Genomic DNA, 22,396 nt, shown 5'->3' with positions numbered 1-22,396 from the left:
TTGCGGGCCCGGCCGACCTAGGCTCTCGGTCATGGCAGCGGTCGGCGGGCACCCCGCACAAGGTGGCGGAACGGGTAAGGAGTCGGCGCCGATCGAGTTCCGCGATGCGGTCGAGGCGTTGGCGGGCGCGAGGCTGCGCCCCGAGGTCGAGCTCTCCCCCGCGCCCGCGCCGAAACGGATGGCCCCCTTCGCCTACGCACTGACCGCCACCGTCGAGGTCGACGGCGAGGAGCTGGCCGACGGCCGGCTGGTGCTGCTGTACGACCCGGCCGGGCAGGACGCCTGGAACGGCGAGTTCCGGCTGGTCTCGATCACCCGGGCCGACCTGGAGCCGGAGATGGCGGGCGACCCGATGCTCTCCGACGTCGGCTGGGCCTGGCTGACCGACGCGCTGCAGGCGCACGGTGCCGGGTACGTCGAGCCGAGCGGCACCGTGACCAGGTGCGCCTCGCAGTACTTCGGCGGCCTCGGCGACCGGGAACCGTCCACCGAGATCGAGATCCGGGCGTCCTGGACGCCGGCCGACGGCCGGTTCGACCGGCACCTGGCAGCCTGGGCCGACCTGCTCTGCGTCTGCGCCGGGCTGCCCCCTGCCACGCCGGCCCCGCTCGGGGTTCCCGACGCACCGTCACTCGGCGGAGTGGTCCCGATGCCCGCACGGCGCCGTCCGCGCTCCCACTGAGCACCTCGCGCTCTCCCCTCCAGGAGTGTTCGGCCGCCGCGCGGCCGAACACCACCCCTAGGGCTGACTCCGTGTGACTTGTGCTGCGCGCACTGTCAATGACCGCCCGAAACTGCTCGGGTCGGTACCGAACACGACCTATTTCGTTCGATTCCAGGGCATGTCGCATCACTCGCCTGCGCGATTTGTCCGTATTGTTACTCACTAGATCGTGATCATTCGCTAAAGCCGGGCACTGATGATGCCGAAGGTGTCTGTGACCCTTTCCAAACGCGGAACACTCCGACCGCCCCCATCGGGGTTCCGTCCGCCACTCCCGCCAGGAGGCACGGTGTCGGTCCTTCTCGAACACCCCGCAAGCGTGGTCGCCTACCGTCCGACGAAGCCCACCGCCATGGTGGTCATCGCTGATCCCCGCGTCCGAAACACCGTCACCCGGCACCTCTGGGCGCTCGGTGTCCGGGACGTCATCGAGGTCTCCTCCATCGCCGAGGCCCGCCCCCGGGTCTCGACCCCGCGCGACATCTGTGTCGCCGACGTCCACCTGCCGGACGGCTCCGGCCTGACCATCCTGGCCGAGACCAGGGCCGCGGGCTGGCCCAACGGCCTGGCCCTGTCGGCCGCCGACGACATCGGCGCCGTGCGCAGCGCGCTCGCCGGCGGCGTCAAGGGCTACGTGGTCACCGGTACCCGGACCAACGTGGCCATGCCCGGCCGCCCCGGGCTGCCGATCGGCGCGGGCGGCCTGGCCGGCCGGATGCGGCGTCCCGGCATGCCGGGGATGCCCGGTGCGACCGGAGCTCCGGGTGCGCCCGGTGCCCCCGGGGCGCCGGGGGTCCAGCCGACCACCTACCGGGAGCTCTCCGGCCGCGAGGTCGAGGTGCTCCGGCTGGTCGCCGAAGGCCAGTCCAACAAGGCCATCGGCGTCGCGATGGGCCTCTCCGCCCTGACCGTGAAGAGCCACCTGGCCCGGATCGCCCGCAAGCTGGGCACCGGCGACCGGGCGGGCATGGTCGCGGTGGCACTGCGGACCGGCATCATCCACTGAGCCCCGGTCAGCCGACACTCCGTCAGCCGACCCACGGCCCGGAAGCATCGCAGGTGGTGGCCCGGAGGAACGTTTCCTCCGGGCCACCTGCCCGCCCGGTTCGCCCCGGCCCGTCCCCCCGACCGGCCCGTGAACACCGCCCGGCATATGTCGGTACGGTGGCTGACCAGTCCGAGGACCTTCCGGTGCGCACGTACCGTCGTACTCTTGGTGGGTGACCGACGCCGTAGCCATCCCAGAAGAGACAGCCCCGGTCCCGCTCCTCGAACCGAGGGAGGGGCTCCCGCCCGTCGTGGTGGACGAGACCGCGCTCGCCGAGACCATCGCCGCCTTCGCGGCGGGTACCGGCCCGGTCGCTGTCGACGCCGAGCGGGCCTCCGGCTACCGCTACGGCCAGCGCGCCTATCTGATCCAGCTCCGCCGGGCCGGTGCGGGAACCGCACTGATCGACCCGATCGCCTGCCCCGACCTCTCCGGTCTGGGCGAGGCGCTGGCCGACACCGAGTGGGTGGTGCACGCCGCGACCCAGGACCTGCCCTGCCTGGCCGAGGTCGGGATGAAGCCCCGGGAGCTGTTCGACACCGAGCTGGCCGGGCGGATCGCCGGCTTCCCCCGGGTCGGCCTGGGCCCGATGACCGAGAACGTGCTCGGCCTCTCGCTGGCCAAGGAGCACTCGGCGGTCGACTGGTCCACCCGCCCGCTGCCCGAGCCGTGGCTGCGCTACGCCGCCCTGGACGTCGAGGTGCTGGTCGAGCTGCGCGACGCACTCGAACAGGAGCTGGACGCCCAGGGCAAGCTCGGCTGGGCGAAGGAGGAGTTCGCGTCGATCGTCGCGGCCCCCAAGCCCGCCCCCCGGACCGACCCCTGGCGCCGCACCTCCCAGCTGCACAAGGTCCGCCGCCGGCGCCAGCTGGCCGCCGTCCGCGAGCTCTGGCTGGCCCGCGACCGGATCGCCCGCGACCGGGACGTCTCGCCCGGCCGGGTGCTCTCCGACGTGGCGATCGTGAACGCCGCGCTCGCCATGCCGCTGAACGCACCGGCACTGCAGGCCGTCCAGGGCTTCGGGCCCCGGGTGAACCGCCGTCAGCTGGACCAGTGGATGGCCGCGCTGCAGCGGGCCCGGGAGATCCCGGAGGCCGAGCTGCCGCCGTCCACCGCGCCGCACGAGGGGCCGCCGCCGCCGCGCGCCTGGGCCGAGAAGGACCCGATCGCGGCCGCCCGCCTCTCCGGCGCCCGCGCCGCGGTCTCGGAGCTGGCCGAGCAGCACAGCCTGCCGGCCGAGAACCTGATCACGCCCGACCTGGTCCGCCGCGTCTCCTGGGAGCCGCCGGCCGTGGTCGACGCCGCCTCGGTGGCCGCCGCCCTGCGCAAGCTCGGCGCCCGCCAGTGGCAGGTCGACCTGGTCGGCCCGGTGATCGCGGACGCCTTCGTCAACGCAAGGGTCCCGGCCCCGGCTCCGCAGGAGTAGACGGCGGGCGCCACCGAAGGGCAGCACGTGCAAGTGGCTCGTCGAGTCCGGCTTGCGGGTGCTGCCCTTCCGTTTTCGCGCAGTTCCCCGCGCCCCTGTTCATTGACCCCGCCCCGGAGAAGAGGTGGTGACGGGGGACACATGGGGTGGCGACTATGGGCAAGGTAGTTACCGGCGGGTAGCATGGCGGTTGAAGCAGCGCCGCTCCGTCGTGGGCCGGGGTCTGCACCCACTGTCGTGTCCCCTGGGAGGAGAGCCCCCGTGCCTCGTACCTCGAGGGACGTCGTCTTCGTTGACGGCGTCCGCACCCCGTTCGGCAAGGCCGGCCCGAAGGGCATCTACCACGAGACCCGCGCCGACGACCTGGTCGTCAAGTGCATCCGTGAACTGGTGCGCCGCAACCCGAGCCTGCCGACCGACCGGATCGACGAGGTCGCCATCGCGGCCACGACCCAGATCGGCGACCAGGGCCTGACCATCGGCCGGACCGCCGCCCTGCTGGCCGGTCTGCCGAAGTCCGTCCCCGGCTACTCGATCGACCGGATGTGTGCCGGTGCGCTGACCGCCGTCACCGCGACCGCGGGCGGCATCGCCTTCGGCGCGTACGACGTCGTGGTCGCCGGTGGCGTCGAGCACATGGGCCGGCACCCGATGGGCGAGGGCGTGGACCCGAACCCGCGCTTCGTCTCGGAGAAGCTGGTCGACGAGTCCGCCCTGTTCATGGGGATGACCGCGGAGAACCTGCACGACCGGTTCCCGCACATCACCAAGGAGCGCTGCGACGCGTACGCGGTCCGCTCGCAGGAGAAGGCCGCCAAGGCGTACGCCAACGGCGACATCCAGCCGGACCTGGTGCCGATCTCGATCCGCAACACCAACCCCGAGGTCGGCGAGACCGGCTGGGGCCTGGCCACCACGGACGAGCCGATGCGCCCGGGCACCACGATGGAGTCGCTGGCCGGTCTGAAGACCCCGTTCCGCCCGCACGGCAACATCACCGCGGGCAACTCGGCCGGTCTGAACGACGGTGCGACCGCCTCGCTGCTCGCGGCCGAGGACGTCGCCGAGGAGCTCGGCCTCCCGGTCAAGATGCGCCTGGTGAGCTACGCCTTCGCGGGTGTCGAGCCCGAGGTCATGGGCATCGGCCCGGTGCCGGCGACCGAGAAGGCGCTGGCCAAGGCCGGTCTGACGATCGACGACATCCAGGCCTTCGAGGTCAACGAAGCGTTCGCGGTCCAGGTGCTCGCGTTCCTCGACCACTACGGCATCGCGGACGACGACCCGCGGGTCAACCCCTACGGCGGCGCGATCGCGTTCGGCCACCCGCTGGCCTCCTCGGGCGTGCGCCTGATGAACCAGCTGGCCCGCAGCTTCGAGCAGCGCACCGACGTCCGCTACGGCCTGACCACCATGTGTGTCGGCTTCGGCATGGGCGCCACCGTCATCTGGGAGAACCCGCACTTCGAGGGTGGTAAGTGACCATGAGCACCACTGAGCTGCTGAAGCGCGCCGCCGAGCTGTTCCCCGGCGAGGTCGTCACCACCGCGCACGTGCGCCACCTGGACCTGCCGCTGGGCGCGGGCCGGATCGCGCTGATCACCCTGGACAACGGCTTCGACCACACCAAGCCGACCACCTTCGGCCCGGGCTCGCTCGCGAAGCTCTCCGAGGCGCTGGACCAGGTCGAGGCCGAGGCGGCCGAGGGCACCATCAAGGCCGTCGCCATCACCGGCAAGCCGTTCATCTTCGCGGTCGGCGCCGACCTCAAGGGTGTCGAGGTGCTCAAGGAGCACAGCGACGCGCTGGCCATCGGCAAGGGCGGCCACGACGTCTTCAAGCGGATCGCCGCGCTGCCCGTCCCGAGCTTCGCCTTCTACAACGGCGCGGCGATGGGCGGCGGCGTCGAGGTCGGCCTGCACGCCAGCTACCGCACCGTCAGCTCCGGCGTCCCGGCGTTCTCGCTGCCCGAGGTCTTCCTCGGCCTGGTCCCCGGCTGGGGCGGCTGCACCATCCTGCCGAACCTGATCGGCCCCTCGAAGGCGATCAAGGTCATCATCGAGAACTCGATGAGCCAGAACAAGCAGCTCAAGGGCACGGACGTGTTCGAGCTCGGCATCGCGGACGCGATCTTCGAGCCGGCCGACTTCCTGGAGCAGTCGCTGCTCTGGTCCGCCAAGGTGCTCACCGGCGCGACCGTGGTCGAGCGCGAGGAGATCGACCGGGGCAAGGCCTGGGACGACGCCGTCGCCTGGGGCCGCCTGGTCGCCGACGCCAAGGTGCACGGGGCCGCTCCGGCCGCGTACAAGGCGCTCGACATCATCCAGCAGGTCAAGGACCAGGACTTCCAGGCGGGCTTCGACGCCGAGGACGTCGCGCTGGCCGACCTGATCATGACCGGCGAGCTGCGCGCGGGCCTGTACGCCTTCAACCTGGTGCAGCGCCGGGCCAAGCGTCCGTTCGGTGCGCCGGACAAGTCGCTGGCCCGTCCGGTCACCAAGGTCGGCGTCGTCGGCGCCGGTCTGATGGCCTCCCAGCTGGCGCTGCTGTTCGCCCGCCGGCTCCAGGTGCCGGTGGTCCTCACCGACATCGACCAGGAGCGGATCGACAAGGGCGTCGGCTACGTCCACGCCGAGATCGACAAGCTGCTGGCCAAGGGCCGGGTCAACCCGGACAACGCCAACCGCCTGAAGGGCCTGGTCACCGGTTCGCTGGACAAGGCCGCGGCCTTCGGCGACGCCGACTTCGTGATCGAGGCGGTGTTCGAGGAGATGGGTGTCAAGCAGACCGTCTTCGCGGACCTGGAGGCCGTGGTCTCGCCGACCTGCGTGCTGGCGACCAACACCTCCTCCCTCTCGGTCTCCGAGATGGCCTCGAAGCTGAAGCACCCCGAGCGGGTCGTCGGCTTCCACTTCTTCAACCCGGTCGCCATCCTGCCGCTGCTGGAGATCGTCCGCGGCGAGCAGACCGACGACGCCTCGCTGGCCACCGCCTTCGGCGTGGCGAAGAAGCTCAAGAAGACCGCCGTGCTGGTCAAGGACGCCCCGGCGTTCGTGGTCAACCGGATCCTGACCCGCTTCATGGGCGAGATCCAGGCGATCATCGACGAGGGCACCCCGATCGAGACGGTCGAGAAGGGCGTGCTCCCGCTCGGCCTGCCGATGTCCCCGATCGTCCTGCTCGAGCTGGTCGGCCCGGCCATCGCGCAGCACGTCTCGGAGACCCTGAACCGGGCCTTCCCGGAGCGCTTCGGCGTCTCCGAGAACCTCGGCAAGGTGGTCAAGGCCGGCAAGCGCGGCTTCTACATCTGGGTGGACGGCCAGCAGGTCCTCGACCCCGAGGTGCTGGAGCTGCTGACCTTCGGCGACACCGTGCTGACCGAGCAGCAGGTCCTGGACCGCGCGCTCGACGCGGTGGCCCAGGAGATCGGCCTGATGCTGGACGAGGGCGTCGTGGGCGAGGCCCAGGACATCGACCTCTGCATGATCACCGGCGCGGGCTGGCCCTTCCACCTCGGCGGGATCACCCCGTACCTGGACCGCGCGGGCGTGTCCGAGCGGGTCAACGGCAAGAAGTTCCTGGCCCCCGGCCTGGCCTCCGTGCCGGTCTGAGCCTGAACCGACACACACCGTCGGGCGGCACCCCTGTGTTCAGGGGTGCCGCCCGATCGGCGTTTCCGGCGGTTCTCAGGGCAGCCGGATGTCGCGGAACTCGACGTGGGCGTCCTCGGTGTACAGGCCGACCTGGCCGCCCTGGTACGGGCGCTCCTGGTCGGTGAAGGTGACCACCGGCCGGCCGTCGACCTCGACGCTCATGGTGGCGCCGGTCTGCCTGACCTCGACCCCGTGCCAGGGGCCGACCGGGTACTGCGGCAGGCCGGTGGCCAGGAAGCGCTGGTAGCCCGGGTATGCCGGGTCCTCCTTGCCCAGCTCCCAGCCGGTGGGCTTGAGGGCCAGGTAGTAGAAGTGCTGGGGGTCGGTGTAGTTCCAGACCACCCAGGCGACCTCCCAGGCGTTCGGAGCCGGGTCGCGGAGCTGGTCCGTGGTGCGCACCTGGAGCCGGTAGTCGACCGTCTGCCAGGAGTCGGTGGACACCACCAGGGCGGCGTGCGTCTCGGCCGGCTGGAGCGAGCGGCGGGGTTCGAGGACCAGGGTGCCGCCCCGCTGTCCGGTGTAGCCCTCCCCGTTGAAGACCGAGCGCCAGGGCCCGTGCACCGAGCCCTCCGGCCAGTGCTGGAGCTGCGCCTCGGGCCGCACGGCCAGCACGATCGCGACCGCGGTGAGGACGGCGAGGCAGGCGGCCATGACGATCCGCCAGGTGCTCGACGCACCGGACGGCCGCACGGGCGGGTCCGTTCCGGGCCGTTCCGGGCACACCAGCAGCCCTCCTGTGGTCGCAGCCGGGTCACCAGTCTGCCAGTGAGGGGACATGGGAGTCGGTGTGCAGGAGGGGGGCGGTGCAGTCCTCGGCCAGCCGAGTGACGATCCGCTGTGCGGCGTAGCCGTCGCCGAAGGGGCTGGGGGCCTCCGCCATGCTCTGGTAGAGGGCCGGGTCGTCCAGCAGGTTGTTGGCCTCGGTGTGGATGTGCTCGGGGTCGGTGCCGACCAGCCGGGCCGCGCCGGTGGCGACCACCTCGGGGCGCTCGGTGGTGCTGCGCAGCACCAGGACCGGCTTGTTCAGACTGGGTGCCTCCTCCTGCACGCCGCCGGAGTCGGTCAGGACGACCTCGCAGTCGGCCAGCGAGGCGGTGAAGTCGAAGTAGTCCAGCGGCTCGGTCAGGGTGATGTGCGGTTCGTGGGCGAGCGCGCCCTCCAGCACCTCCCGGACGGCGGGGCTGCGGTGCATCGGCAGCAGGATCTCGACGTCGCCGCGGCGGGCCAGCCGCAGCAGGGTGGCGGCCATCGCCCGCATCCGGTCCCCCTGGTTCTCCCGCCGGTGCAGGGTGACCAGCACGCCCCGGCGGCCGGTCCGGAAGGCCGACCGGCCGACGCCGCGGCGGCGGACCCAGAGCAGGTTGTCGATCACGGTGTTGCCGGTGACGAAGACGTTGTCGGCCGGGATGCCCTCGGCCTGGAGCAGCGCCCCGGCCTGCTCGGTGGGGGCGAAGTGCCAGCGGGTGAGCTTGCTGACCAGCCGGCGGTTGAGCTCCTCGGGGAAGGGGTCGTCGAAGACGCCGCTGCGCAGCCCGGCCTCGACATGGGCCACCGGGATGCGTTCGTAGAAGGCGGCGAGCGCGCCGCAGAGGGTGCTGCTGGTGTCGCCCTGGACCAGCACCACGTCGGGTTCCTCCTGGCGCAGCACCTCCCCCAGCCCCTCGATCAGCCGGGCGGTCAGGGCGGAGAGCTCCTGCCGGTCGCGCATCACGTCCAGGTTGTGACGCGTCGTCAGCCTGAGCCGGGACAGCATCGGGTCGAGCATCTCGCGGTGCTGGCCGGTGTTGATCACCAGCGGCTCGAACCGGGGGGCGGCCTCCAGGGCCCGGACGACGGGGGCGAGTTTGACGGCCTCCGGGCGGGTGCCGAGCACCACGGCGACCCGTACGGGCCGGTTCGGGTCGGTGCTGACGGGGCCGGGAAAGGGCAGCTGGGACATGACGACCTTCTAGGGCAGCGGAGGGTACGGGCAGGCCCCGGGAGGGAACAGGGGCGGGGCATGCGAGGGGACACGGGCCGACCGGGGCACGGCCGTTGACACGGCGTCAGGTGCGGGCGGTCTTCAACCAGGAGGTGCGGCCGCTCACCGTGCGGCCGATGGCCCACCAGCCGGCGGCGAACCAGAGGTAGCCGTAGGCCACGAACAGGTGCGCCAGGAGCAGGCAGCGGAGCAGGCCGAGACCGCTCTCCCGCCGCCGGTACACGTAGGCGTACGCGTAGGCGGGGGCGAAGGCCAGCAGGTAGAGCGGGACCAGCCAGATCGGTGCGAAGGTGCTGTGGCCGGCCACGACGGAGTCGGAGACGAATCCGATCGCCCCGGCCACGAAGGCGAGCGGCAGGAAGGAGGTGAGCAGCAGCAGGGCCGGGCTGGACAGGTGGTAGACCAGGTCGACGGCGGCCCGCCCGGGGATCTCCCGCAGGACCAGCGGCACCAGGCGGGAGGCCTGGATGTGGCCCTGGAACCAGCGGGAGCGCTGGCGGACCAGCGGACGGACCTTGAGCACGGCCTGCTGGTGGACGGCTGCGCCGGAGCAGAACTGGTTCTCCCAGCCCGCCGCGATCAGCCGGATGCCCAGGTCGAGGTCCTCGGTGAGCTGGTGGCTCCACGGCTCGGCGCCGAGCGACTGCAGCGCGCTCAGCCGCATGAACTGGCCGTTGCCGCCCAGTCCGACGCTGCCGAGGTGCCGGCGGCCGGTCTGGAAGATGTCGGTGTAGACGACGAACTCCATGTCCTGCATCCGGGCCAGCAGGCAGTCCTGCCGGTTGTACATCCGGACGCCGATCTGGACCGCGCCGGTACCCGGGTCGGCGAAGTACCGGTCGGCCCGGTCGATCGCCTGCGGTTCGAGCCGGCCGTCCGCGTCGAGGATGCAGACGATCACGTCGTCGGGGTTCCGGTCCCCCAGCACGCCGCTGTCGACCAGGTGGCGCAGGCCGTCGTTGAGGGCGGCCCCCTTGCCGCGCCGCGCCTCCGGGAGCCGCCGCTGGTGCAGCAGCACCCGGTGCGGGTCGGCGGACCTGGCGATCTCGGCGGTGCGGTCGTCCGACGCGTCGTCAACCACCAGGGCCAGCAGGTCCTGCTGCGGCAGCGCCATCAGCCGGTGCAGGCTCTCGGCCAGCACCCGGTCCTCGTTCAGGCAGGCGAGCATGAAGACGTAGAAGCGCTCGCGCTCCCCGTCCCCGGCCGGCTCGGCGGCGAACCGGGACAGGGCGAACATGCCGGTGTTGTAGGCGATGGTCGTCGCGATGACGGCCGTGCTCAGCCAGAGCAGGACGGTGGTCACCATGACGCACCCCGGCGGAGTGCGGTCGCCCCGGAGGCGGTGCCTTCGTCCGGTTCGGGACCGGGCGGGACCGGGCGGGACCGGCGGTGACGGAGCACCAGGCCGGTCGCCAGCAGGACGAGGCAGGTCACGGTGTAGAGCCCGAAGCCCGCACCCGCGACCTGGAGCAGGAGGCGGGCGAGGCCGGCCCCGGACATACCGGTGGGCATCACGGATGCCGCGCTGTAGCAGAGCCCGCTGGTGGCCCCGCAGTTCACCCCGTACATGGGAGTTCAATCCAGAGAATGCGATCGGATGCCGGACATGACACAGCTCTCGCGGTTCGCGGTTGGAGGGGGCCGGTCTCGCCACTCACTCCCCGAGCCAGGAAAAGGCAACCGTCTGGCCGGCTCGGATCATCGCGCGCCCCATCGGACCAATCACCGCCAACGTACCACAGCACCGAGAGTGATTCAATGATCGGAATTCCCCCGGAATTACCGGCCAGGCACCCCGGAAAGGATTACCGGGAGTGACACCGGCGCACATCCGGTGATACCTCGCCAGAGGGGATTGACACACCGTCGGACCAGTGACAACGTCACTTATATCGCCTGTACTGCGACCGAGGGCAGCGCTACCAGCTGCACCGAAGCGGCTCCAGGCCCGTTGCGAGACGCCGTTCCCGAGCGCCGCGCGGGCCCTCTGTGCGAGACGCCGGGAATCAGGTCGCCGGGCATTGATCAGGGGTGGGAAAGAACGGTCGGGAGACAGGTGGGGGAATTTCACACCTGTGCGCCGTTCCCGCTTCCGGGCCCCCGTGGCCCACATCCATGTCCATGACTGAATCCGTCATTCATCCAAGGGGCAATCATGCCTTTGCACTCACAGAACTGGAGTTGGCGCCGACCGACAATCGTGGCAGCGCTCGCTCTGGTTCTCAGCGTGGGATTCGTTCCGCCGTCCGCCGTCTCCGCGAAGCCGCCTCCGGATCACCAGCAGTCCCGGGAGGCCGTCCAGCAGGGGCAGAACCCCGCTGACCTGTCCTCCGCCTTCGGCGGCAAGCAGAAGACGGCCGAGAAGACCCGGAAGTTGAATCCCCATCAGAAACTGAAGCCCGACAAGGCGCTGAAGGCCCTGCCGGCGGCACTGAGCCAGGTGCCCAACAACCCCGCGCCCGCCACCGGGAAGAGCACCCTGGTGCTCTACGACACCACCGGCCCGTACGGGTTCCTGGGCGAGCTGTACGCGATGACCACCGCCAACCTGGCCGGCCACTTCGGGACGGTCACGCCCAAGCCGGTCTCCTCGTACCAGCCCGGCGAGGTCAACAACTACACCGCCACCATCTACTTCGGCTCCACCTACTACGGTGCCCCCGACAACAACGGCCAGCCCATCCCCGACGGTGTCCCGGCCGCCTTCTACAGCGACGTGACCACCACGACGCACCCGGTCGTCTGGCTCTACGACAACATCTGGAACCTGGCCAACAACGTCGGCCCGGCCCAGTTCTCGTCGACCTACGGGTGGGACCCGACCAACTCCTTCTTCAACTACAACCCGATCACCTCGGTCAACTACAAGGGCCAGGCCCTCAGCCGCGACCCGCTCAACGGCGGCGGCGTGCTGGCCGACACCATCACGGACCCGGCCAAGGTGACCGTGCTCGCCTCCGCCACCGACAGCGCCGGGGCCAGCGTCCCGTGGGCGATCCGCTCGAACAACCTCACCTACATCGGTGACGTCCCGTTCTCCTACGTGAGCGCCAACGACCGGGTGATGATCTTCAGCGACCTGCTCTTCGACGCGATCGCGCCCGACACCGCCGCCCGGCACCGTGCCATGGTCAGGCTGGAGGACATCAGCCCCGCCGACGACCCGGTCCAACTGACCCAGACCGGCCAGTACCTGAAGTCCCAGAACATCCCGTTCAGCTTCGGCGTCATCCCGGTCTACACCGACCCCAAGGGCACCTACAACAACGGCCGGCCGGAGACGCTCCGGCTCTCCCGCACGCCGCTGATGATCGCGGCGATCAAGTCGCTCATCGCCAACGGCGGCACCATGGTGATGCACGGCTACACCCACCAGTTCAGCAACATCGCCAACCCGTACAACGGTGTCAGCGGCGACGACTTCGAGTTCTACCGGGCCCAGTGCTCGGTCACCCGGACCCCGCCCTACCAGTTCCGCTCCCCCTGCCAGAACACCGACTGGGTGATCCATCAGGGACCGGTCCCCGGTGACTCCGCCGCCTACGCGCAGGGCCGCATCACCGCGGCGGCCAACGAGTTCAAGGCCGCCGGGCTCCCGGTGCCGACCATCTTCGAATTCCCGCACTACGCGGGCTCGGCCGTGGACTACCGGGCCATCGAGCCGACCTTCGCCGCCCGCTACGAGCGCTCGCTGTACTTCAGCGGCGTCCTCAGCGGCGGGCCGATCGACTACAGCATGCTGATCGGCCAGTTCTTCCCCTACCCCGTGCGCGACGTCTACGGCGAGACCGTCCTGCCGGAGAACCTCGGCAACTACGAGCCCGAGGTGTCCAACAACAACCCGCCGCGACTGCCCGCGGACATGGTCAACTCGGCCAAGCTGAACCTGGTGGTCAGGGACGGCTACGCCAGCTTCTTCTACCACCCGTCCTACGGGCTGAACCCGCTGAAGCAGACCGTCACCGGCATCAAGGCACTCGGCTACACCTTCGTCTCACCCGCCACCGTCATGGCTCCCTGACGTGGCATCACTCCTGCTGCCGGCCCGCGCTCCTGGGGACGGCAGCAGGAACCCATCCCGAGAGGTACTGATCCCGATGTGCGGAATCGTGGGATACGTGGGGTGCGAAGCGGCCCTCGACGTCGTGCTCGAAGGACTCGAACGGCTGGAGTACCGGGGGTACGACTCGGCCGGCGTCACCGTCCTGGCGAGCGGCTGCCTGTCCACCGAGAAGCGGGCCGGCAAGCTGACCAACCTCAAGCAGACCCTGGCCGAGTACCCGTTGCCGAGCGCGCCCCTCGGTATCGGCCACACCCGTTGGGCCACCCACGGTGGTCCGACCGATGCGAACGCCCACCCTCACCTGGACGACGGGCGGCGGGTCGCGGTGGTGCACAACGGCATCATCGAGAACTTCGCGCTGTTGCGGGCGGGGATCGCGGAGCGGGGTCACACGCTGCGGTCGGAGACCGATACGGAGGTGGTGGCGCACCTGTTGGCGGAGGCGTTCGCGGGTGATCTGGCGGAGGCCATGCGGGTGGTGTGCCGTCAGTTGGACGGTGCGTTCACCCTGGTGGCCGCCCACGCCGACCAACCCGGCGTGGTGGTCGGCGCCCGCCGCAACTCCCCACTGGTGGTCGGACGCGGCCGGGGCGAGAACTTCCTGGCTTCGGATGTCTCGGCGTTCATCGCGCATACGCGGGAGGCGGTGGAGTTGGGGCAGGACCAGGTGGTGGAGCTGCGGGCGGAGTCGGTGACGGTCACCGATTTCGAGGGGCGGCCGGCGGTGGTGCGGGAGTACCACGTGGACTGGGATGCGTCGGCTGCCGAGAAGGGTGGTTACGACTACTTCATGTTGAAGGAGATCGCGGAGCAGCCGAAGGCGGTGGCGGACACGCTGCTGGGGCGGATCGACGGGGAGGGGCGGCTGTCGTTGGACGAGTTGCGGATCTCCGATCGTGAGCTGCGGTTGGTGGACAAGGTGGTGATCGTGGCGTGTGGGACGGCGTTCCATGCGGGGATGATCGCCAAGTACGCGATCGAGCACTGGACGCGGATTCCGTGTGAGGTGGAGGTGGCGTCGGAGTTCCGGTACCGGGATCCGATCCTGGACGACCGGACGCTGGTGGTGGCGATCTCGCAGTCCGGCGAGACGATGGACACGCTGATGGCGCTGCGGCACGCGCGTGAGCAGGGTGCCAAGGTGCTGGCGATCTGCAACACCAACGGCTCCACCATCCCGCGCGAGTCCGATGCGGTGCTCTACACCCATGCCGGGCCCGAGGTCGCGGTCGCCTCGACCAAGGCCTTCCTCACCCAACTCGTCGCCTGCTACCTGGTCGCCCTCCGCCTCGCCCAGGTGCGCAGCATCGGGGAGAACCGGGAAGTCCTCGGCATCGTCGAGCAGTTGGGCGACGCTCCGCGCCAGGTCGGCCGGGTGCTCACCACCATGGAGCCCGTCCGCGAACTGGCCCGCTCACTCGCCCGCGCCCACTCCGTGCTGTTCCTGGGGCGGCACGTGGGGTACCCGGTGGCGTTGGAGGGTGCGCTGAAGCTCAAGGAGCTGGCGTACATGCACGCCGAGGGCTTCGCGGCGGGCGAGCTCAAGCACGGGCCGATCGCGCTGATCGAGGAGGGTCTGCCGGTCGTCGTGGTGGTGCCGTCCCCGCGTGGGCGGTCGATCCTGCACGACAAGATCGTCTCCAACATTCAGGAGATCCGGGCCCGTGGCGCCAGGACGATCGTGATCGCGGAGGAGGGCGACGAGGCCGTCGTCCCGTACGCCGACCACCTGATCCGCATCCCCGTCACGCCCGTGCTGCTCCAGCCGCTGGTGTCGACGGTGCCGCTCCAGGTCTTCGCCTGCGAGCTGGCCACCGCCAAGGGCCACGAGGTCGACCAGCCCCGCAACCTGGCCAAGTCCGTCACCGTCGAATAGCCGGTGCTGGATCCCTTCGCGGCAGAAAGGCACTCCGATGGCTGCTCGTGCCCCTCGCACCCGGTCGGCCCGGGCCGTGGCCCTGCTGCTGGTCTGCGTGCTGGCGTCCTGTTCGGCCTCGGACCCCGGCCCGGCCGATCCCTCGCCGCCCGCGACTCCCCCGGCCGCCGCCCGCCCGCTGCCCGACCTGCTCAACGGGGTGACCCTGGACGACGTGAGCAGGCTGCCCGAGCTGGTCGCCTCGCTGAAGGCGCTGCCGCAGCGGCCGACCGAGCGGATCGTCTTCGACCCCGGCACCGATCCCTCCGCCTACACGGCGGCCGTGGACGCGCTGCACCCGATCAGCTACCTGATGGCCCAGCCGATGGACTCCACCTCGGTGGGCGGGACCTCCCTGACGGACCTGCACGACCGGACGGCCGACCTGCTCGCGCGGTTCGGTCCGCAGATCGACATCTGGGAGGTCGGGAACGAGGTCAACGGGGAGTGGCTCGGCCGCACCGCCGACGTCACCGCGAAGGTGTCCGACACCTACCGGCAGGTGGTCGCGGCGGGCGGACGCACCGCCCTCACCCTCTACTACAACCCGGGCTGCGCGGAGGACCAGGCCCACCGGATGCTGCCCTGGACCAAGGAGAACGTGCCGCAGGACCTCAAGAACGGCCTGGACTACGTCCTGGTCTCCTACTACGAGGACGACTGCAACGGCTACCGGCCGCCGATCGACGAATGGAACGCCGTCTTCACCGAACTGGCCGGCCTCTTCCCGCACGCGCGGGTGGGCTTCGGCGAGAACGGCACCGACGAGCACGCCCCGCTCGACACGAAGCTGGAGCAGCTCACCCACTACTACGCACTGCCGGTGACCGCGCCCCGCTACCTGGGCGGTCACTTCTGGTGGTACTACGCCGAGGACATGCTGCCGTACCCACCGGCCAACGACCTGTGGACGGCCCTGGCCGCCGCGCTGAAACCGCCGCCGCAGTGACCGACCGCCGCCCGCACCCGAGGACGAGACGATGAGTACCCCGACCACCATCACCAGCCCACCCGCGCTCCCGTCGCTGGACGACGCCTCGTTCGCGGCCGTGCGGGCCGTCATCACCACCTTCGCCCCCTACCGGCTGCTCGAACTGGAGCGGGAGCGGGACCAGGCGTTCGCCCAGGCCCTGGGCACGGACAGCCTCGGTCCGGTGCAGCTCTTCCTCCGGCGCTGGCGTGCCGTCGCCACCGCCGAACGCGACCTGGCCGCCGCCGCCGAGCTGCACCTCGCGGCCGGCGCCGGCCGGGCCGGCCTGGACCCCGACCAGCGGCGGGAGAGCGCCCTGGAGATCGCCGCCGTCCTGCTGACGGTCGCGGCCGAGCTCACCGCGCCGGACGGCAGGCGTCCGCGTCGGCCCTGAGCGCCCGTCAGGCCGGCCTCAGCGCTTGAGGCGGTAGATCACGGTGTCCGCGTTGACCGCGACCACCTCGTAGCGGGTCTCCAGCAGGCTCTCGATCCGGGGGATGTGCACCGGCTGGTACGGGGCCAGTCCCGAGTCGTCGACCACGATCTCGGGGAGGCCCTTGTCGGCCAGCTCCTTGTCGAAGGTCTGCCAGGCGTTGGCCATGCTGAACTGCTCGCCGACGTCCTTGCCGTCCTTGCCGCCGCTGAAGTTGGTCAGGAACCCGGCCGTCAGGTACCGGGTGACGGGGCGTCGGTCGGCCAGCCAGTACAGCTCCGGGTGCATGCCCCAGACCAGCACGGTGTCCTTGGCCGTGGTCTGCTCGGCGATCGTGGTGGCGACCTCGGTGGAGTGGTCCAGCCGCTGGCCCGGCCAGAAGACCGCCAGGCCCCAGAACGCCGTCGCCGCGACCGTGCTGTACACCAGCACCGGCCGCCAGCTGATCACCGAGGTGGTCACCGCGCCGACGCCGAGCAGCACCAGCGGGGGCATCAGCTGGAGGTAGTAGTGGCCGAAGAAGTGGAACCCGGTGCTGACCGCCACCACCGAGGAGAGCAGCCAGACCCAGAGGTCGGAGCTGGAGCCGTGCTCCTCGCCCCGGAGGGCGGGCAGCGCCCGGTGCCTGAGCTTCAGCCAGAGCCGGTGGCCCAGCGGGGCCAGGAAGCCCAGACAGGCCGCCAGCAGGATCGCCGAGTTGCCCAGCGCCCGGCCGGACATCTGCAGCCAGGCCCCGCCCATCGAGGCGTAGTCGCCGCTTCCGGTCACCACCCAGAACAGGAAGCCCTTGGGTTTGGTGAGGATCACCGCGACCAGCGCTATCGGCAGCGCGAAGCCGAAACAGATCTTGAACAGGGCAGGCTGCCAGCGCACCCCGCGCAGCCGGATGTCCTGGAACAGCATCCAGAGCACCGGCAGCATCACCGCGCCGCCGGTCTGCTTGGTCAGCGAGCAGAGCGCCACCGCGATCCCGGCGGCCAGCCAGCGGCGGCGCTCGGCGTAGCGGAAGGCGGCCACCATGGCCGGCAGCATGAAGACCTCGAAGGTCGCCGCCTGGGTGTCCTCGGGGGACAGCCCGATCGAGACCAGCAGGTAGAGCCCGCCCGCCACGGCGCCGGCCCGGTTGCCCCAGCGGCCGCGCGCGATCGAGGCGAGCAGGATCGCGGTGGCCAGGTGGGCCACGATCGCCAGGGTGCGCAGCGGCCAGAGCGAGGTGGAGCCGAACAGCGCGAAGCAGGCCTCGTACAGCCAGGGCAGCAGCGGGGGCTTGCGGTCCACCACGGTGTCGTACAGCACGCCGCCGTCGGCCAGCATCCGCGCCTGGGTGGCCAGGTAGCCCTCGTCGGGGCTCCAGACCGGGCGGAGGAAGGACGGCAGGTGGGTGGCCACCGCGAGCAGCGCCAGCACCGGCACGACTCTGGTCCAGTAACCCGTCCGGACGCGCTCGGGCAGCCGACCGGTCAGGGCGGCGAGTGGTCGTGGGACGGCGATGGGCACGTTGACAACCTACCGGGCGGGGCCGTGGGCCAACGCCCGGGTCCGGCCATTCGATGTGACGATCGGACAGAAGTGTGACGTGTGACGCAGAGCGTTCGCGACCCGTTTTCCGGCGGGACGCCCGAGGGCGCGGCGCCCGCACGGATGCGGGGCGCCGCGCCCTCGGTTGTCGGAGCGTCAGACCCGGGCCGTGGCCGTCCGCGTCACCAGGGCGGTGACCTGCTCGGCGATGGCCGGGGCGGTGAGGCCGATCTCGGTCAGGATCTGGTCCCGGGTGGCGTGGTCCAGGAACTCCTGCGGGATGCCGAAGTCGCGCAGCGGCACGTCCACCCCGGCGTCGCGGAGCGCCTGGGAGACGGCCGAGCCGACCCCGCCCGCGCGGCCGTTGTCCTCGACCGTGACGACCACCCGGTGCTCGGCGGCCAGGCCGGGCAGGGCCGGGTCGACCGGCTTGACCCAGCGCGGGTCGACCACGGTGGCGGTGATGCCCCGGGCGGCGAGCAGGTCGGCCACCTCCAGGCACATGGGCGCCATCGCGCCGACCGAGACGATCAGCACCTCGGCCTCGCCCTCGGGGGCGGAGCGCAGCACGTCCATGCCGCCGATCCGGCCGACCGCCGGGACGGCGGGGCCGACGGTGCCCTTGGAGTAGCGGACCACGGTCGGGGCGTCGTCCACCTCGACCGCCTCGCGCAGCTGGGCCCGGAGCTGGTCGGCGTCACGCGGTGCGGCGAGCCGCAGGCCGGGGACGACCTGGAGGATCGACATGTCCCACATGCCGTTGTGCGAGGCGCCGTCGGTGCCGGTCACGCCCGCGCGGTCGAGCACGAAGGTGACGCCCAGCTTGTGCAGCGCCACGTCCATCAGGACCTGGTCGAAGGCCCGGTTCAGGAAGGTCGCGTAGACCGCGAAGACCGGGTGCAGGCCGTTGGTGGCCAGGCCGGCCGCGCTGGTGACGGCGTGCTGCTCGGCGATGCCGACGTCGAAGGTCCGCTCCGGGAAGGCCTTGGCGAACGGGGCCAGGCCGACCGGGTGCAGCATCGCGGCGGTGATGCCGACGATGTCCTTGCGCTCCCGGCCGAGGGCGACCATCTCCTCGGCGAAGACCGAGGTCCAGTCCTTGCCCGAGGTCTTGATCGGCAGGCCGGTCTCCGGGTGGATCACGCCGACCGCGTGGAAGCGGTCCTCGTCGTTGTTCTCGGCGGCGTGGTAGCCGCGGCCCTTCTCGGTCAGGCAGTGCACGATCACCGGGCCGCCGAAGCCGCGCGCCTTGGTGAGGGCGGACTCCAGCGCGGTCAGGTCGTGGCCGTCGATCGGGCCGATGTACTTGAGGCCGAGGTCCTCGAACATGCCCTGCGGGGCGATGAAGTCCTTCAGGCCCTTCTTGGCGCCGTGCAGGGTCTCGAACAGCTGCTGGCCGACCACGGGGGTGCGCTGCAGCGCGTCCTTGCCCCAGGACAGGAAGCGCTCGTAGCCCTGGGTGGTGCGCAGGGTGGCGAGGTGGTTGGCCAGGCCGCCGATGGTGGGCGAGTAGGAGCGCTCGTTGTCGTTGACCACGATCACCACCGGGCGGTCCTTGGCGTCGGCGATGTTGTTCAGCGCCTCCCAGGCCATGCCGCCGGTCAGCGCGCCGTCGCCGATCACCGCGACCACCGGGCGGTCGTGGTGGCCCTGCAGCTGGTTGGCCTTGGCCAGGCCGTCCGCGTAGCCGAGCACGGTGGAGGCGTGCGAGTTCTCGATCACGTCGTGCTCGGACTCGGCCCGGGACGGGTAGCCGGACAGGCCGCCCTTCATCCGCAGCTGCGAGAAGTCCTGCCGGCCGGTGAGCAGCTTGTGCACGTAGCTCTGGTGGCCGGTGTCGAAGAGGATCCGGTCGCGCGGCGAGTCGAAGATCCGGTGCAGCGCGATGGTCAGCTCGACCACACCCAGGTTCGGCCCGAGGTGGCCGCCCGTCTTGGAGACCTCCTCGACCAGGAAGGTGCGGATCTCCTCCGCCAGCGCGGCCAGCTGCACCGGGGTGAGCCGGTCGAGATCGCGCGGTCCCCGAATGCGGGTCAGCAGCGCCACCCGTTCCTCCTCGTTCAAAGTTCTCGGGCCGCGGACGGCCTGCCGGGCCTCGCTGCCCCTGGTGCCGAACCCGGCCGACGTACCCCATCGGTCGGCTTCGACTGCCCGAGTCTAATGTCCGCCTGCCGGACGCCGCGCAGCGCGCCTGTGGTTGACCGGTGTTGACCGACATGACGAGTCTCGGCACCCGATCGGTTCGAGTGCCGCGCCTCACACGGACGAAAGCGGTCAACCTCCGTCGGCACGGGCGGCACCCCGCATTTCGACGGGCGGAACCAGCGGAAATCACCATTCGGCGTGCGAAATCCGATCCTTGACGTGTGCGCACCGACGATGCAAGGATCTGACGGAGAATCAGTCGGGAATCCCCACCGGGAACACGGCTTGAATTCACCAAGGGGGAAAAGAATGGCCGACGAAATGGTGCGGCGGGCACAGGCGTTCGTGAATTCGACCTACGGCAGCCGCATCGGCATGACGGTCGAGGAGGACGGGATCACCGGCTGGTCGACGATGTACGCGCTGACCCGGGCGCTCCAGCTGGAGCTGGGCATCACCAGTCTGTCGAACACCTTCGGCCCGACCACCCTGTCCACCCTGACCACCAGGTACCCGCGCCTGAACAGCGGGAACGTGCCCTCGGCGAACTTCTGCCGGATCATCCAGGCCGGCCTGTACTGCAAGGGGTACGACGGCGGCGGCCTGGACGGCAGCTACAACTCCGCGGTCCAGGCGGGCGTGACCGGGCTCAAGACCGACCTCGGGGTGATCGGCCTCTCGCCCGGCAGCGACCTGACGCCGAAGGTGTTCAAGGCCCTGCTGAACATGGACGCGTACGTCCTCGTGAACGCGGGGTCGAATGCGGTCCGCGGCGTTCAGCAGTGGCTCAACGGCCGTTATCTGAACCGGCAGGACTTCTTCGCCGTCCCCTGCGACGGGCACAACTCGCGCGATGTCGCCAAGTCCATGCTGTTCGCCGTCCAGTACGAGCTGGGAATGGCGGACGGGGTCGCCAACGGCGCCTTCGGGCCCGGCACCCAGGCGGGCCTCAGGTCGCACCCGGTGTCGGCGGGCTCACAGGGCACCTGGGTGTCGCTGTTCTCGGCGGCCATGGTCCTCGGCGGCCTGCCGACCGCGCTGACCTCGTCCTTCGGCACCGCGCTGGCCGACACCGTCCGGGCGTTCCAGTCCTTCGCCGGGCTGCCCGCCACCGGCGGCGGCGACTTCTCGACCTGGGCCTCGCTGCTGGTCTCGTACGGGGACCAGTCGCGCAAGGGGGCGGCCTGCGACGGCGTCACCCGAATCACACCGGCCAGGGCAGCGGCCCTGCGGGCCGAGGGCATCGGCTACGTCGGCCGCTACCTGACCAACCCGAGCGTGACCAGCCTGCCGGAGAAGGCGATCCAGCCCGGCGAGCTGGCGACCATCGCCGACAACGGCCTGCGCTGCTTCCCGATCTACCAGACCTACGGCCGGGACGCCGCCGCCTTCAACTACACCGCCGGGCGCACGGCCGGGCAGGCCGCGGTCAACGCGGCGCTGGACCACGGGTTCAGGCCGGGCACCCGGATCTTCTTCGCGGTCGACTTCGACGCGATGGACTCCGACGTCACCGCCAACGTGCTGCCGCACTTCAAGGGCATCCAGGAGGCGGTCGCCGCCGACGGCAACGGCTTCCTGATCGGCGTGTACGGCCCCAGGAACGTGTGCAGCCGGGTGGCCGGGGCGGGGTACTCCACCGCCTCGTTCGTCTCGGACATGTCGGCCGGCTTCTCCGGCAACTACGGCTACCCGCTGCCGGCGGACTGGGCGTACGACCAGATCGTGACCCGCACGGTCGGTTCCGGCGACGGCGCGATCAACATCGACAACAACATCGCCTCGGGCCGCGACACCGGCCAGGGTGCCTTTAACCCGCCCCGCCCGGTCCGGCCGGACGTCCGGCTCGACCCGGCCCTGACCGCCGCCGCGCAGACGGACGTCGGCAGGTACATGGAGTCGATCGGCTACCCGAACGACGGCGGCACCCGGTCCTACCCGCACCTGCGGTGCTTCCAGGGCGCGGTGGCCGACCACGACGACCTGGTCACCGAGCTGTCGGTCCGGTACTCCCTCCGCAAGGCGCTGGTGCAGACCTCGGTCTACTGGGCGCTGCGGCAGACCGGCCCGCAGGACCTGGCCGCCCAGAGCGCCACCATCGCCGCCTTCACCGGCACCGGCCGGTTCCAGGACACCCCGGTGGGCCTCGGCGGACAGCTCGGCCGCACCCTGCTCGGCGCGTGGAACCACGCGCTGCGCAAGGGCTACGCGACCGGCCGGCCGATCCTCGACCCGGCCGACCAGACCCAGCTGTACGGGATCTGGAAGGAGGCGTACGACTCCGAGGCCTTCGCCCTCACCAGTGCCTTCGTGACCGACCTCTGGGTGATCGACGGCAAGCCGGGCGGTGACGACACCTCGGCCGCCCTGCGGGCACCGCGTCCGGACTACCAGGACGAGGAGGTCTACGAGGTGCTCCGGCGCTACCAGGGCCCGCAGGAGCCCGCGTTCAGCGAGGCGAAGAAGCGGATGGGCCTCTACTACGTGCTGGAGAAGTACAACGCCCTCTCCCGGAGCAGGTGA

Annotated in this window: 16 protein-coding genes; 10 read left to right on the top strand and 6 right to left on the bottom strand. The window is 70.8% G+C overall.

What is annotated here, in order from left to right; translation table 11 throughout:
- Window positions 1-31 precede the first annotated feature (31 nt).
- The 5 genes from ABT118_RS18605 (at window position 32) to ABT118_RS18585 (ending at window position 6,806) form a co-directional block, all read left to right on the top strand.
- Complete coding sequence (locus tag ABT118_RS18605) at window positions 32-682, top strand: DUF3000 domain-containing protein (RefSeq protein WP_350669837.1); 651 nt, start codon at window positions 32-34, stop codon at window positions 680-682.
- A 331-nt stretch (window positions 683-1,013) separates the two neighbouring features.
- Window positions 1,014-1,730 (top strand): LuxR C-terminal-related transcriptional regulator, encoded by a 717-nt coding sequence (locus ABT118_RS18600; protein ID WP_350669836.1) that lies wholly within the window; start codon window positions 1,014-1,016, stop codon window positions 1,728-1,730.
- A 214-nt stretch (window positions 1,731-1,944) separates the two neighbouring features.
- Window positions 1,945-3,198 (top strand): HRDC domain-containing protein, encoded by a 1,254-nt coding sequence (locus ABT118_RS18595; protein ID WP_350669835.1) that lies wholly within the window; start codon window positions 1,945-1,947, stop codon window positions 3,196-3,198.
- A gap of 261 nt (window positions 3,199-3,459) precedes the next feature.
- Window positions 3,460-4,677, top strand: coding sequence for a thiolase family protein (locus tag ABT118_RS18590; protein WP_350669834.1), 1,218 nt, complete (start codon window positions 3,460-3,462; stop codon window positions 4,675-4,677).
- Between the two features lie 2 nt (window positions 4,678-4,679).
- Entirely contained in the window at window positions 4,680-6,806 is a 2,127-nt protein-coding gene (locus ABT118_RS18585; protein ID WP_350669833.1) for a 3-hydroxyacyl-CoA dehydrogenase NAD-binding domain-containing protein, read from the top strand.
- A gap of 75 nt (window positions 6,807-6,881) precedes the next feature.
- Here the strand turns inward: ABT118_RS18585 and ABT118_RS18580 are convergent, their stop codons facing one another.
- The 4 genes from ABT118_RS18580 to ABT118_RS18565 all read right to left on the bottom strand — a co-directional run bounded on the left by ABT118_RS18580 (window position 6,882) and on the right by ABT118_RS18565 (window position 10,398).
- Window positions 6,882-7,538: a 3-keto-alpha-glucoside-1,2-lyase-like domain-containing protein gene (locus ABT118_RS18580; RefSeq protein ID WP_350669832.1), complete on the bottom strand. Its 657-nt coding sequence runs from the start codon at window positions 7,536-7,538 to the stop codon at window positions 6,882-6,884.
- A 61-nt stretch (window positions 7,539-7,599) separates the two neighbouring features.
- Window positions 7,600-8,787, bottom strand: coding sequence for a non-hydrolyzing UDP-N-acetylglucosamine 2-epimerase (wecB, locus tag ABT118_RS18575; RefSeq protein ID WP_350669831.1), 1,188 nt, complete (start codon window positions 8,785-8,787; stop codon window positions 7,600-7,602).
- A gap of 106 nt (window positions 8,788-8,893) precedes the next feature.
- Complete coding sequence (locus ABT118_RS18570; protein WP_350669830.1) at window positions 8,894-10,135, bottom strand: glycosyltransferase family 2 protein; 1,242 nt, start codon at window positions 10,133-10,135, stop codon at window positions 8,894-8,896.
- Window positions 10,129-10,398: a hypothetical protein gene (locus tag ABT118_RS18565; RefSeq protein ID WP_350669829.1), complete on the bottom strand. Its 270-nt coding sequence runs from the start codon at window positions 10,396-10,398 to the stop codon at window positions 10,129-10,131. Before ABT118_RS18565 ends, ABT118_RS18570 begins: the two co-directional genes overlap by 7 nt.
- Before the next feature lie 658 nt (window positions 10,399-11,056).
- Between ABT118_RS18565 and ABT118_RS18560 the strand changes: the two genes are divergently transcribed.
- The 4 genes from ABT118_RS18560 (at window position 11,057) to ABT118_RS18545 (ending at window position 16,171) form a co-directional block, all read left to right on the top strand.
- The gene (locus tag ABT118_RS18560) at window positions 11,057-12,850 is read left to right on the top strand and encodes a DUF2334 domain-containing protein (protein WP_350669828.1); all 1,794 of its coding nucleotides are present in this window, start codon (window positions 11,057-11,059) and stop codon (window positions 12,848-12,850) included.
- A 76-nt stretch (window positions 12,851-12,926) separates the two neighbouring features.
- A complete protein-coding gene (glmS, locus tag ABT118_RS18555) occupies window positions 12,927-14,768 on the top strand; it encodes a glutamine--fructose-6-phosphate transaminase (isomerizing) (RefSeq protein ID WP_350669827.1) in 1,842 nt (613 codons plus the stop codon).
- A gap of 37 nt (window positions 14,769-14,805) precedes the next feature.
- Window positions 14,806-15,756, top strand: coding sequence for a hypothetical protein (locus ABT118_RS18550; protein ID WP_350669826.1), 951 nt, complete (start codon window positions 14,806-14,808; stop codon window positions 15,754-15,756).
- Between the two features lie 31 nt (window positions 15,757-15,787).
- Window positions 15,788-16,171 (top strand): hypothetical protein, encoded by a 384-nt coding sequence (locus tag ABT118_RS18545; protein ID WP_350669825.1) that lies wholly within the window; start codon window positions 15,788-15,790, stop codon window positions 16,169-16,171.
- Between the two features lie 18 nt (window positions 16,172-16,189).
- On the opposite strand, the gene ABT118_RS18540 is transcribed toward ABT118_RS18545, so the two are convergent.
- Together ABT118_RS18540 and dxs are read right to left on the bottom strand one after the other, a co-directional pair.
- On the bottom strand, window positions 16,190-17,707 hold the full coding sequence (locus ABT118_RS18540; protein ID WP_350669824.1) for a glycosyltransferase family 39 protein: 1,518 nt from the start codon (window positions 17,705-17,707) through the stop codon (window positions 16,190-16,192).
- Window positions 17,708-17,884: 177 nt separating this feature from the next.
- On the bottom strand, window positions 17,885-19,774 hold the full coding sequence (dxs, locus tag ABT118_RS18535; RefSeq protein WP_350669823.1) for a 1-deoxy-D-xylulose-5-phosphate synthase: 1,890 nt from the start codon (window positions 19,772-19,774) through the stop codon (window positions 17,885-17,887).
- A gap of 408 nt (window positions 19,775-20,182) precedes the next feature.
- Here dxs and ABT118_RS18530 point away from each other — a divergent pair, with 408 nt between their 5' ends.
- On the top strand, window positions 20,183-22,396 hold the full coding sequence (locus ABT118_RS18530) for a glycoside hydrolase domain-containing protein (protein WP_350669822.1): 2,214 nt from the start codon (window positions 20,183-20,185) through the stop codon (window positions 22,394-22,396).

It is taken from the genome of Kitasatospora sp. NPDC002040, from assembly GCF_040296785.1.
In the GTDB taxonomy this organism is placed as follows: Bacteria; Actinomycetota; Actinomycetes; order Streptomycetales; family Streptomycetaceae; genus Kitasatospora.
The sequence above is the reverse complement of the archived record's forward strand: the minus strand, read 5'-3'. Positions and strand labels throughout refer to the sequence as shown.

What these genes read in the sequence shown, in the direction of transcription:
- ABT118_RS18530 (WP_350669822.1), top strand. Translation starts at nt 20,183, where the DNA reads ATGGCCGACGAAATGGTGCGGCGGGCACAGGCGTTCGTGAATTCGACC.
- ABT118_RS18550 (WP_350669826.1), top strand. Translation starts at nt 14,806, where the DNA reads ATGGCTGCTCGTGCCCCTCGCACCCGGTCGGCCCGGGCCGTGGCCCTG.
- ABT118_RS18605 (WP_350669837.1), top strand. Translation starts at nt 32, where the DNA reads ATGGCAGCGGTCGGCGGGCACCCCGCACAAGGTGGCGGAACGGGTAAG.
- ABT118_RS18545 (WP_350669825.1), top strand. Translation starts at nt 15,788, where the DNA reads ATGAGTACCCCGACCACCATCACCAGCCCACCCGCGCTCCCGTCGCTG.
- ABT118_RS18565 (WP_350669829.1), bottom strand. Translation starts at nt 10,398, where the DNA reads ATGTACGGGGTGAACTGCGGGGCCACCAGCGGGCTCTGCTACAGCGCG.
- glmS (WP_350669827.1), top strand. Translation starts at nt 12,927, where the DNA reads ATGTGCGGAATCGTGGGATACGTGGGGTGCGAAGCGGCCCTCGACGTC.
- ABT118_RS18570 (WP_350669830.1), bottom strand. Translation starts at nt 10,135, where the DNA reads ATGGTGACCACCGTCCTGCTCTGGCTGAGCACGGCCGTCATCGCGACG.
- wecB (WP_350669831.1), bottom strand. Translation starts at nt 8,787, where the DNA reads ATGTCCCAGCTGCCCTTTCCCGGCCCCGTCAGCACCGACCCGAACCGG.
- ABT118_RS18585 (WP_350669833.1), top strand. Translation starts at nt 4,680, where the DNA reads ATGAGCACCACTGAGCTGCTGAAGCGCGCCGCCGAGCTGTTCCCCGGC.